At 62.0% G+C, this 11,712-nt stretch carries 12 protein-coding genes; 5 read left to right on the top strand and 7 right to left on the bottom strand.

The features are described from left to right. Window positions 1-250: 250 nt before the first annotated feature. The 5 genes from ACQREB_RS07400 (at window position 251) to ACQREB_RS07380 (ending at window position 6,092) form a co-directional block, all read left to right on the top strand. A complete protein-coding gene (locus ACQREB_RS07400; protein ID WP_427767170.1) occupies window positions 251-760 on the top strand; it encodes a DUF192 domain-containing protein in 510 nt (169 codons plus the stop codon). A 46-nt stretch (window positions 761-806) separates the two neighbouring features. Beyond that, complete coding sequence (locus tag ACQREB_RS07395; RefSeq protein ID WP_427767167.1) at window positions 807-1,316, top strand: hypothetical protein; 510 nt, start codon at window positions 807-809, stop codon at window positions 1,314-1,316. Continuing rightward, window positions 1,313-1,732 carry a DUF4186 domain-containing protein gene (locus ACQREB_RS07390; RefSeq protein ID WP_427767164.1) on the top strand — a complete coding sequence of 140 codons (420 nt, stop codon included), beginning with the start codon at window positions 1,313-1,315 and terminating at the stop codon, window positions 1,730-1,732. The genes ACQREB_RS07395 and ACQREB_RS07390 overlap by 4 nt, the downstream gene beginning before the upstream one ends. 77 nt (window positions 1,733-1,809) lie before the next feature. After that, window positions 1,810-3,756, top strand: a complete 1,947-nt coding sequence (locus ACQREB_RS07385; RefSeq protein ID WP_427767162.1) for a GreA/GreB family elongation factor — start codon at window positions 1,810-1,812, stop codon at window positions 3,754-3,756. A 740-nt stretch (window positions 3,757-4,496) separates the two neighbouring features. Next, on the top strand, window positions 4,497-6,092 hold the full coding sequence (locus ACQREB_RS07380) for a PEP-CTERM sorting domain-containing protein (RefSeq protein WP_427767160.1): 1,596 nt from the start codon (window positions 4,497-4,499) through the stop codon (window positions 6,090-6,092). Between the two features lie 151 nt (window positions 6,093-6,243). Here ACQREB_RS07380 and ACQREB_RS07375 read toward each other — a convergent pair whose 3' ends face one another. The 7 genes from ACQREB_RS07375 to ACQREB_RS07345 form a co-directional block, all read right to left on the bottom strand. Beyond that, window positions 6,244-6,576, bottom strand: coding sequence for a hypothetical protein (locus ACQREB_RS07375; RefSeq protein ID WP_427767158.1), 333 nt, complete (start codon window positions 6,574-6,576; stop codon window positions 6,244-6,246). 34 nt (window positions 6,577-6,610) lie between these two features. Then, window positions 6,611-7,282 carry a phosphate signaling complex protein PhoU gene (gene phoU, locus ACQREB_RS07370; protein WP_427767155.1) on the bottom strand — a complete coding sequence of 224 codons (672 nt, stop codon included), beginning with the start codon at window positions 7,280-7,282 and terminating at the stop codon, window positions 6,611-6,613. Window positions 7,283-7,342: 60 nt separating this feature from the next. Next, window positions 7,343-8,098, bottom strand: a complete 756-nt coding sequence (gene pstB / locus ACQREB_RS07365) for a phosphate ABC transporter ATP-binding protein PstB (protein WP_427767152.1) — start codon at window positions 8,096-8,098, stop codon at window positions 7,343-7,345. A 28-nt stretch (window positions 8,099-8,126) separates the two neighbouring features. After that, window positions 8,127-9,005 carry a phosphate ABC transporter permease PstA gene (gene pstA, locus ACQREB_RS07360; protein ID WP_427767149.1) on the bottom strand — a complete coding sequence of 293 codons (879 nt, stop codon included), beginning with the start codon at window positions 9,003-9,005 and terminating at the stop codon, window positions 8,127-8,129. A gap of 88 nt (window positions 9,006-9,093) precedes the next feature. Continuing rightward, entirely contained in the window at window positions 9,094-9,996 is a 903-nt protein-coding gene (locus ACQREB_RS07355) for a 50S ribosomal protein L11 methyltransferase (RefSeq protein ID WP_427767146.1), read from the bottom strand. A 126-nt stretch (window positions 9,997-10,122) separates the two neighbouring features. After that, the gene (gene purN / locus ACQREB_RS07350; RefSeq protein WP_427767144.1) at window positions 10,123-10,716 is read right to left on the bottom strand and encodes a phosphoribosylglycinamide formyltransferase; all 594 of its coding nucleotides are present in this window, start codon (window positions 10,714-10,716) and stop codon (window positions 10,123-10,125) included. A gap of 61 nt (window positions 10,717-10,777) precedes the next feature. Beyond that, window positions 10,778-11,695 carry a hypothetical protein gene (locus tag ACQREB_RS07345; RefSeq protein ID WP_427767142.1) on the bottom strand — a complete coding sequence of 306 codons (918 nt, stop codon included), beginning with the start codon at window positions 11,693-11,695 and terminating at the stop codon, window positions 10,778-10,780. Window positions 11,696-11,712: the final 17 nt, after the last annotated feature.

Raw genomic sequence — 11,712 nt, 5'->3', positions numbered from 1 at the left:
GTGCCAAGTTTCTTTTTGTCCCATTTGTCGCATTTTTAAGCTGATGAGGCGAGGAAGGCTGCGGGTTCATTGCGTTCGGCTTCGCCGCTGTTTAAGGTTTAAGGTGTAATGAAATAAACCTTACACTTTACGCCATACACGGCGCGAAGCGCTTTTCACGCTCCATAGCCTTCCGTCGCCTCATCACCTCCCGCGCGCGACGCGAATCGCCCGCTTGACTTTCGGCGCGGGAACGCGGGAAAATCGCGCCATGAGACTTCGGCGAAAATTCCTTCCGGCGGGAGCGGCGGCGCTCGGCGCGCTCGCCCTGCTCTGCGCGTGCGGCGAAGCGGAGCCGCGGGAACACGCGGACGCGGAGACGCGTTTTCCGCTGCGCTTCGACAACGGCGCGCGCGCGGAAGTCCGCCTCGCGATCACGGAAATCGAGCGCACGCGCGGGCTGATGGGCTGCCGAGGTCTCGCCGACGGCGAAGGCATGCTCTTCGTCTATCCCGTCGCGGAGACGCGCGCGTTCTGGATGAAGAACGTTCCCGTGAATCTCGACATCGGCTTCTTCGATCCCGCGGGGAGGCTGCTCGAAGTCCGCGCCATGGCGGCGCACGACCTGCGCACGACGTATTCGGATTCCGACGACGTCCAGTATTGTCTCGAAATGCGCGAAGGCTGGTTCGAGGCGAACGGCGTCCTGCCCGAAAACGAATCCGCGCTGAACCGCGACGATCTGGACGCCGCCGTGCGCGCCCGCGGCTTCCGCCCGTGAACGCCGCCGCGCGGACAAAATCCCTCCGCGGAACCGCTTCTCCTTCATGAAAAAAGAACACGCCGCCTCCTTTCCCCGAAAATTCCTCGCCCTGCTCGCTCTCGCCCTCGCGGGAACGGCGCTCGCCGCCTGCTCCTGCGGGAACGCGCCCGAAGAAAACGCCGCGCCCGCGAAGCCCGCGCGCACGGCGGAACTGCTCTCGCGCCACGACGCGGACGCCGTCTTCGCGGGAACGCGCGAACACGTCTGCCGCGGGCTGACGGCGCTCTGCCCCGACCGGTGCGGGCGCTCGGGAACGCTCGCCGTCTTCCGCGTCGAAAAATACAACGCCTACGAAAAACCCGGACAGTACGGCGACCCGCAGACGGACGAGTTCGCGTTCATGCTGCTCTCGACGACGGGCGCGAGCGACGTTCCCGCCGAAATCGCCGAACGCGTCCACGCGCTCGCGCCCGGCGACAAGGTGCGCCTCGTCTGGGAGCACGTTTACGTGACCGACGAAAACGGCTCGAGCTTCCCCGAACGCGTCGTGCGCGAGCTTTCCGCGCGCCGATGACGACCTTCGAAAATCTCCGCCCGCGGCTCGCCGCGTCGCCCTTCCGCTCGCGCTTCCGGCTCTCGGAAAAGGACCGCGCCTACATCGCGGAAAAAGGCTGGGAGACGATCGCGGCGCAGGCGCGGAAAATCGTGCGGGAACGCCTCGCGCCCGCCTTTCCGCGCAACGACGGCAGGCAGACGCCCATGCGCGGGCACGTCGTCTTTCTCGCGCAGCACGCCACGGGAACGTGCTGCCGCGGCTGCCTGAGCAAATGGCACGGCGTCGCGCCGGGGCGCGAACTCTCCGAGGCGGAGCGGGAATACGTCGTCGGCATCCTCCTCACGTGGCTGCGCGACCGCGCGGGCGACCTCTCCGCGTTCCCGCCGCCGCGCCGCCGGGAGGACGACGCCCCGACGCTCCCGGGGCTCTTCTGACGCTTTCCGCGCCAAATCGGCGCTTGCAAGCGCGCGCCGTTTGGTGCTCTAATAGAGAATCCGACATTTTACGTAAAATGAACAACGAAGAGATCGCATCCCTTATCGAAAACAATCCGGAGCTGCGCGTCGCGCGCGACAAGCTCGAAGCCATGGCGAACGGCGCCTGCTGCATGCACCGCACCTGGGGCTTCGGCGAAATCAAAGGCTACGACGCGTCCGTCAACCGGCTCATCATCGACTTCCCCGAAGCGAACAAGATCGGGCATGCGATGGCTCCCGCGTTCTGCGTCGAAAAGCTCGAGATTCTGCCCGAGCGCCACATCCTCGTCCGCAACCGCAAGGAGCCCGGCGTGATCGAATCTCTCGTGAAGTCCGATCCCGTCCGCCTCATCAAGGAGATTCTCGCCGCCGCGAAGGGACACAAGATGACGACGACGGAAATCGAGGTCGTCCTCATCCGCCTGCTCGGTCCCGCCAAGATGAAGAAATGGTGGACGGCGACCAAGAAACTCCTTCTCAAGGACCCGATGATCGGCGTTCCCGCGAAGAAGGAAGGCCAGTACGAGCTCCGCGACGAAGACGACCAGGTCTCGCCCGAGCGCGAAATTCTCGAAGAATACTACCGCAACAAGAATCCGAAAAAGAAGATTCAGCTCGCGGAAAAGCTCTTCCAGTTCTCGTCCATCAAATCCGAGGACGAACTCCCGAAGGGCGATCCGAACCAGCCGCAGCCGCTGCACCACTACAAGGCGACCGACCCGGAAATCGAGGCCGACCTGCACAACATCTTCGACGAGCTCACCGACGCCATCAAGTCCGCCAAGCGTCTCACGAAGGCGGAATGCCTCTACGGGCTCTGGGTGCGCAACGACCTTTGCCGCTTCTTCAAGGAAGACGTCGATTCGCTCGAACCCACGTCGAAGTCCGTCATTCTTTCCTGCACGCCCGAAGAACTGAGCCGCCTCGCGGAGGAAATCCCGCAGAATCCGGCGTGTCTGAAGCGTCTGCTCGACCTGCTCTCGCGCGTTTACGCCGAAGGCGAAAAATGGGTCTCCGTGATCACCGACCTGCTCGAGCACAGCACGGGCAAGTTCACCGCGGAATGCGTCAACTTCCTCGTCGAACGCGGCCAGGAAAAGCACGTCGCCAAGACGCTGGTGGACTGGCTCGACGCGCAGAGCCTGAAGAGCCCCGTGCTCATCTGGATCATCAAGAACCGCAATTCCCGCAAGTACGCGAAGATCATCAAGCCGCTCATTTCGCACCGCCTTCTCTCCGCGATTCTTTACGCGATCGACCGCGAAGCCGTCATGGCGACCTCGAACCGCCGCATCCTGCTCGCGGAAGAGCTCAGCGAAGACTACGGCCTGATTCAGGACCTGCTTGAAGACTCGAACGAGGAAGTCGCGCGCGACCTCGCGCAGGCGCTCAACCTCAACCAGGGCTTCGAGCCGCTCACGAAGAAGTCGCTGCTCGCGCGCTTCATCAAGATTTACCCGCGCATCCAGAACCTGCTCGTCGGCGGCGCGGACGAGCCCGAAGTCTCCGGCGCGCTCGTCGTCTCGCAGTGGTCGCTCGAAGAACGCCGCAACGAACTCGAAGACCTCATCAAGGTGCAGATTCCCGCGAACAAGGAAGCCATCAACATCGCGAAGGAACACGGCGACCTCAAGGAAAACTCCGAATACAAGATGGCGCGCCAAGACCAGGAAACGCTGCTCGCGCGCAAGGCGCAGCTCGAATCCGAGCTCGGCCGCGCGCAGGCGACGGACTTCTCCGACACGCCGACCGACAAGATCGGCGTCGGCTCCATCGTCGAGCTCCAGTCCGCTTCCGGCAAAAAGGAAGCCTACACGATTCTCGGCGCGTGGGACTCCGATCCCGGCAAGAACATTCTCTCCTACAAGACGCCGCTCGCGCAGAAGCTCATCGGCAAGGTCGTCGGAGACGAGTTCAACAACGACGGCGACGCCTGGACGATCAAGGCGATCGCCCGCTGGTTCGACAAGCAGGGCAAATAAGCCCCGAACGCGTTCCTGCGACGAAAGGCGTTCCCGCGAAATCCGCGGGAACGCCTTTTTTTTTGTCCGCCCGAGACGGACGACTTCCCCTCGGTTAAGAAAACCGGGGCAAGCGAAAAGTTTTGACCCCGGAAAACACGGAAAGACACGGAAATTTCAGCAAATGCGGCTTTCTTGCCGCTTCCTCGAAAACCTTTCCGTTCAAGTTTTCCCGCCAAGACGCCAAGACGCGAAGAATTTTTGAATCCACGAATTTCACGAATTTTCTCCCCGCGACATCTCGCAAAATTTTAGCCGCAGATGTCGCGGATGAGCGCTGATTTCGGAAAGACGCCGGAAATCAGAAAAAGAAAACGCGTGAAGAACGTGGAAACGCGAAGAACTTACTTGTCGCTTTTCGAAATCCGCCCGCTGAAACGCCCCTTTGAGCTTTCTTCCTTTCGCCGTCCCTCCGATTACGAATACCGTGGCAAGAGGAAAGTTTTAACCACGGAAAACACGGAAAAGCACGGAATTTGTCATTTAGCGAAGATTCGCGGGAACGTAGGGGAGAAGCGACATTCCTGTCGCTTTGCCGAAATTGCTTAAAAGTATGTTCGCGGGAGCGTCGGGAATTTTCTCCTCTTTTGAACGATATTCAACGGTCGTTCAGTTTCTTTTGTTTATGTGGCTTCGGAGGCGTTCCCCCTCGGTATTCGTAACCGTACAGAATGGTTCTTTCCAAAAATTCAACTTCAACTATGGAAATCACCAAACATAAAAAGACTAAACTCTCCGTCTGCGCTCTCGCTTTCGGCTTCTTCACCGCCGCCTCCGCGCTCGCCGCGAGCATTTCGGAAGGCGACAATCTCGGAAAATTCCAAGGTGCTCCCGAGAATTACGCGTCCGGCGACGTCTTCGTGGAAATCACCGGCGGAAAAGTTTCCGACCAGTTCGCGGGCGGAAGCCTGACCGGGCAACAGATCGACGGGAACGTCAAAATCGAGATGACCGGCGGCGACATGGCCACTTGGCTCATCGGCGGAAACGTTTACAGCTCGAAAGACGGGTCTTTCGGCGGCGTTTCCGGAAACATCGACATCAGCGTCACCGGCGGGAAGGTCTTTTCCATTCGCGGCGGACATTCGCTGATGAACGTCGACCACGTCGACGGAGCTCCGCATCGCGACACGATGACGGTCAGCGGAAACGTCAGCATCTACGTCGGCGGGAACACCGTCGTCACGGGAGACAACGACAAAGAAGCGATTCTCGGCGCGGGAGGCTCACAAAGCTCCGTCAAGGGCGACGTGTCCATCACGATCGACGGGAACGCTTCCGTTTCCGGAGCGATTTACGGCGGCGCGGCGCGCACCGTCAAGGATCCGACGAAATACGCCGCCGACAGCGTCGACGATCTGACCGACGGCGTGCGGAACACGTTCGTCACCGTCAAGGGCGGCACGATCAACGGCGACATTTACGGCGGCGCTCAGAAACATTCGTCGGTCGGCGGCGACACGAACGTCACGATCGAGGGCGGAAGCATCAACGGCAACGTTTACGCGGGCGGCGGCTCTTCCATGACGCTCGTGCGCGGGAACGCGACGGTGACGATTTCCGGCGGGACGTTTGCGGGCGGCGCGGTCATCGACGGCTGCGCGGGAACGGTCGAGGGAACGTCCGTGCTCAACATCGTGAACACGGGCGCGACTGCGGGAACGACGATCCAGAATTTCGACAAGGTCGTCGTCTCGGGAACGTCGAGCTTCACGATCGGCACGGTCGCCGGCGGCGTGACGGTGACGGCGTTCGGCGGCACGCTCGAGGGAACGCAGTTCACGGCGGGAACGGTCGCGAACGTCTCCGCGGACGAATTCGGCGCAATCTCGCAGGAAAACCAGAACGTCGCGGCGAACACGTCCGTGACGATTTCGCAGAAGAGCGACACCGTCACGCTCTCGACCGCGTCGACGGCGATCACGGTGGCGAAGGCGGAAAGCCTCGACACGGGCACGGTTTCCGTCAGCGAAATCGGCGCGGTCGTGCTTTCGGCGTGGTCGTTCGAGATCGCGAACTCGGACGCGGACGTCATGGTGACGCTCGACGTCGGGCAAGACGTCGCGCTGGACTCGATTCGCGTCTATCACGAAGAAAACGGCGATTGGACGGACGTGACGGACCAAGTCGGCAACATCGTCTCCAAGAACGGCAAAGTGAGCTTCACGACGAACAAGTTCTCCGGCTACGCAGTGGCGGCGGTTCCGTCGATTCCGGAGCCGAGCACGTTCGGTCTTTTGGCGGGTCTGGCGGCTCTCGCGCTCGCGGGAACGCGCCGTCGCCGGAAGAAAGCTTAAGAGTTCAGGAGTGGAGGAGTTTAAAAGGTAATTACTTTTCGACCTTTTAAACCTTCTCTACTCCTCGACTTTTTCATTGTGTGCCGTCCCCGGGGAGAAATCCTCGGGGACGTTTTTTGCCGCAGGAACGCGCGGAAATCCTCACGGACGCTCACGGGAACGCGCGGCGATTTCGAGCTCCCGCCGTTTCGGCGCTTTTCCGTGGAGATTTCCGTGAGCTTCCGTGGTCAGGAAAAGAGAGTTCGCGTCTGCGGAAATCTGCGGGAAAAAATTTCTGTGGGAAGGATTTCAATAAAGCGGCAAGTAAGCGAAGCGTGGAGCCATGCCGCTTCTCCCCTTTAAAACTTTCTTTAACTTTCTTTGACTTCGCGGTTTTTCTTCGCGCCTTTGCGCCTTTGCGTCTTTGCAGGAAATTTCTGCGGGAAGGATTTCGAGGAAGCGACTGAAATGTCGCCTCTCCCTTAAAACTTTCTTTAACTTCCATTGACTTCGCGGTTTTTCTTCGCGTCGCTTCTTTTTCACACCGCGTTTCCGTGGCGGATGATCTTGCCGCGCTCGAGGTAGATCACGTCCTCGCAGATGTTCGTCGCCATGTCGGCGATGCGTTCGAAATTCTTCGAGATCGTGAGGCAGTCCAGAAAATAGCCGCTCGCCTGCGGAGCGGCGGCGACGCGTTCCCGCACCCAGGCGAAATTGCGGCGGTTGAGCTCGTCCACCGCGTCGTCGGCGCTCAGGACGCGCTCCGCGAGCTCCGGATCGCGGTAGGTCATGGAATCGAGCGCCCAGCGCAGCATCTCGCGCGTCTTCGACGCCATTTCGGAGCAGTCGAAGCGGGCGTCTTCGCCGAGCGCGCCGACGTCGGTCTTCGCCATGTCGGCGATGCGTTCGGCGATGTTGCACGCCATGTCGGCGACGCGCTCGATCTCGATGTTCACTTTGAGAATCGTGACGACGGTGCGCAGGTCCGACGCAACGGGCTGATAGAGCGCGAGGATCTTCAGGCACTCCTCTTCGATGCGGATCTCTTCGCAGTCGATGCGGAAATCGTTTTCGATGATCTCCGAAGCGCGGCGGACGTCGAGCTTCGAGACGGCGAGAACGGCTTCGGAAAGCGCGTTTTCGGCGTCGGCGGCGATCTGCGCGACCATCTGCTTCAGGTTGATGATGGCTTGATTGAAATGCTCCTTCATGATTTTTCGGATTCGTTTTTTTGTAATTGAAAATCGTTTACGCGTAAACGCGCCCGGGAATCAGCCGAATCGTCCGGTCACGTATTCCTCGGTCTTTTTCTTGTCGGGGTTCGAAAAGATCTTCGACGTGGCGCCGAATTCCTCGATTCTTCCCTTGTAGAAGAACGCCGTGTAGTCGCTGATGCGCGCCGCCTGCTGCATGTTGTGCGTGACGATGACGATCGTGAACTTGTCCTTGAGGCGCAGGCAGAGCTCCTCGATCTTGAGCGTCGCCACGGGATCGACGGCGCTGGTCGGCTCGTCCATGAGCAGCACTTCGGGCTCGGCGGCGATGGCGCGCGCGATGCAGAGGCGCTGCTGCTGGCCGCCGGAAAGCGCGAGGCCGCTCTTCTTCAGCTTGTCCTTGACTTCGTCCCAGATCGACGCGCCGACGAGCGCCTGTTCGACGCGGTCGGCGATTTCGCCGCGGGAAAGCCGGAAGTGCAGGCGCAGCGGATAGGCGACGTTGTCGAAGACCGACATCGGGAACGGCGTCGGCTTCTGGAAAATCATGCCGACTCGGCGGCGCAGGTCGAGCACGTCCACCTTTTTGTCGAGAATGTTCACACCGTCGAGCGTGAGCGTTCCCGTGGCGCGCTGGTCGCGGTAGAGCTCGAAGATGCGGTTGTAGATCCGCAGGTGCGTGGACTTGCCGCAGCCGCTCGGCCCGATGACGGCGGTGATCTTGTTCGCCTCGATGTCGATGTCGTTGTCGAAGAGCGCCTGGTTGTTTCCGTAAAAGAAATTGAGGTTTCTCGCGGAGATTTTCGTTGCCATGGTTTTCTGATTTGTCGTTAAAAAGTGATTACTTGGCGCGGGAACGCTCGCGGAAGGCGACGCGCGTGAAGACGTTGATCGCGAGCACGAGCAGCGTGATGACGAACGCCGCGCCCCACGCCGCCGCCTGCATTTCGCCGAAGGGCGAATCCGCGTACTGCGTGATCAGCACGGGCATGTTCGCCGTCGGGTCGGAAAAGAAGCCGTTCGGCCAGTCGTCCATGGACATCGCGGTGAAGAGCAGCGGCGCCGTCTCGCCGGAGACGCGCGCGATCGAAAGCAGCACGCCCGTGACGAGCCCGTTCTTCGCCGAGCGGCAGATGACGGAGAGCGTCGTGCGCGCCCGCGTCATGCCCAGCGCCAGCGCGGATTCGCGCAGCGTGTCGGGCACCATCGCGAGCATGTCCTCCGTCGTGCGCATCACGACCGGGAACATGATGATCGCCAGCGCGAGCGAGCCCGCGAAGCCGGAGAAATGCCCCGTCGGCACGACCCAGATCACGTAGACGAACAGCCCGACGATGACGCTCGGCATGCCCATCATCACGTTCGCGCAAAAGCGCAGCGCGTTCGCGACGCGGGAGCGCTTGCCGAATTCCGAAAGGTAGATGCCCGCAGCGATGCCCGTCGGAATCGCGATCGCGGCGGCGACGGCCGTGATCAGCAGCGTGCCCAGGACCGCGTTCGCGATCCCGCCGTCGGCGACGCCGTAGGGCTTCGACGGATTCGTCAGAAAGTCGAGATCGAGCGCGCTCAGTCCGCGCCCGACGACGGACGCGAGAATCCACGCCATGCCGCCGACGGCGATCGCGACCGCGGTCACGGAAAAGATCCGGACGATGCCGTCCGCCGCCTTTCGGAAGAAAAGCGGCTTCGTTCTGGATTTCAAATCGAATTCGGGATTCATCGTGCGCGCAATCGTAGCGCGCCGAAGTTTGTCCCGTGTTCGGAGAGTGTTAGTTTTTCGTTAGGACGCCGCGGAGGCGTTCCCGCGCTCACTCGCGGAACAGCGCCACGTCGGACCACTCGCCCATGACGCGGCCTTCGACGCGGACGTTCCCGCCCCACGCCGCGCGCGCCTTGTGCTCGAACACGCGCGTCACCGTCGCCTGCTCGCTCGCGAGAATCCCGCTCAGCGCGAGCACGCCGCCCGGATTCACCGCCGCGAGCAGATTGTCCGCGTAGATGCAGAGCACGTCGCTGATGATGTTCGCCAGAACGACGTCCGACGCGCCCGCTTTTTCCAGCCCCGTCTCCAGTCCGTCGTGCGTGAACGCGACGGCCTCCGGCGGGAGCGCGTTCTTCGCGCGGTTTTCGATCGAGACCTCGACCGCCTCGGGATCGCGGTCGAAGCCGTAAACTTTTTTGCAGCCGAGCTGCGCCGCCGAGATCGCGAGAATCCCCGAGCCGCAGCCCGCGTCGATGACGGACGTTCCCGCGACCGCCGCCGAGCCCGCTCCGCCGCGCGCTTCGAGGAAATCGACGAGCCGCTGCCCGCAGAGCCGCGTCGTCGGGTGGTCGCCCGTGCCGAACGCGAGCCCCGCGTCGAAATACACGACCGCCGCGCCCGCGGGAACGGCGTATTCCGCGCGCCGCCACTCGGGCACCCAGTGCAGGCGCCCGTAGCTCCACGGATGCAGATTCGCCTTGTAGGCCTCCTTCCAGTCGCGGTCTTCGAGCGTGCCGACGCTCGGGCGCTCCGGCAGCATGCGGAACGCCTTGCGCAGATCCGCCCACGCGTCGAGCGCCTCGGCCTCGCTGTCGAAATAGCCCATCAGCCAATGCGGCGAGCCGACTTTTTCATGAAAAATCAGCCACGGCGAACGCACGAGCTCGCAGAAAAAGTCTTCGAGCGGCTGAGCCAGTGAACTGTCGATTTCGCAACGTGTTTCGATCATTTTTGGGAAAAATATTAAAGGAGCGTCAAGTTACGGATTGAGGGCGGCGGGAACGACGCGGATTTCGGCTCGGCGGAATTTTCTGAAAAACTTCTTTCGGACTTCTCTTGTCGCCCGCGACTTTCTTCAGGCGTTGAACGTCTTCGCTTCGCCGAGCGAAAGCCGGCGGATGACGTCAGGCAGAATCCTGTGTTCCGCCGCGTGGATCTTCTGCGCGAAGCTCTCGAGCGTGTCGCCCGGCTCGCGCCGCACGACCGCCTGGTCGATGATCGCGCCGCGGTCCAGCTCCGAGTTGACGAAATGCACCGTGCACCCGCTCACGGCGACGCCGTAGCGCCACGCCTGCCCAATGCCGTCCAGCCCCTGAAACGACGGCAGCAGCGACGGATGCAGGTTGATGATGCGGTTCGGGAACGCGTCGAGCAGCGGCGCCTTCAGCACACGCATGAAGCCCGCGAGCACGATCCATTCCGCGCCCGCGTCGCGTATCGCCTGCGCCCACGCGGCCTCGCGCTCGGGCGAGAACTTCGTCTTGAACGGTCCGGGATCGAGCCGGAACGCGGGAACGCCGTAGGTCTTCCCGTGCTCCAGAATCTTCGCGCCGGGAATGTCGCAGAAAACGGCGACGGGCTCGGCGGCGCCGAGCGTTCCCGCGCGGTAAGCCTTGAGAATCGCTTCCGCGTTGCTTCCAGTTCCCGATCCGAGTATCGCGAATTTCATATTGCGGAAAAACTTACGCCGCTTTCCGCGCGAACGCGAACGAAAAAGAGACGCGCGATTCTCAAGCTCGCGTCGGTGTTTCAGACCGCGCGTCGCGCGCTTCGAGGATCACGGGAAGGCGGGAGGCGAAGAGGCGGTTCGTCGCCTTCACGACGAGGAAGCACGCTCCGAGCGGCAGAAAGAGCACCTGAACGACGAAGAGCGCGACGTAGAGCCCCGCGATCTCCAGCGAGACCGCGACGATTTCGCCCGCGTTTTCGACGAGCGAGGCGAGCGCGTCCCCGGTCGCGACGGCGATTTCCTTCGTCTTCGCGCCCGCCTTTTTAACGCGGTCCAAAATGCCGTCCTCTTCGGAAAATTCGAATTCGCAGTCCGGCATTTCGACGCGCCAGACCTGCAGGCGTTCCCGGCATTCGGCGAGCCGCGGCGCGAAGAAGCGCGTCTCGACCGCGTCGGAGATCAGCGCCGTGCACGGCAGCACGACGCGGACGAGCATCAGCACGAGCGCCGCCTTGCGCAGCCAGACGGAGAAGGCGCGGACGCGTTCCCGCCGCGAAAAAACCGCCGCGACGAACGCCGCGGCAAGCAGAACCGCGACCGCGCCGAGCGCGACGACGCCGACGATTTCGTAAATGATTTTCTGAATGCTCAGCGCGACGATCGTCGTGAAAAGCACGTCGGAAAGGCGTTCCACGACGTCGTCGAGCGGGTCGAGCACCTGCCCGACCGCGACGCTGACGCCGAGCCCCGCGGGCGTCGCGGAAACGCTCGATTCCTTGACGACGGAGATCGCGCCGTTGAGCGCGCGCGCCGTGCCGAACGCGACCGCCGCCTCCGTCATCGTTTCGGAAAAATACGCGTCCGTCTTTTCGTCGATCTGCGGGAACGCCTTTTCGGCGACGACGAGGGCGCAAAAAAACGCGAAAAGCGCGACGAACGCCGCGTTTTTCGCGAAGATGCGGAGAAGCTTCTGCTTCACGGATTTCCTCCGGGGCT

The organism is Candidatus Spyradosoma sp. SGI.093, from assembly GCF_050314555.1.
Lineage (GTDB): Bacteria > Verrucomicrobiota > Verrucomicrobiia > Opitutales > UBA953 > Spyradosoma.
This window is presented reverse-complemented; position numbering and strand designations above follow the sequence as displayed.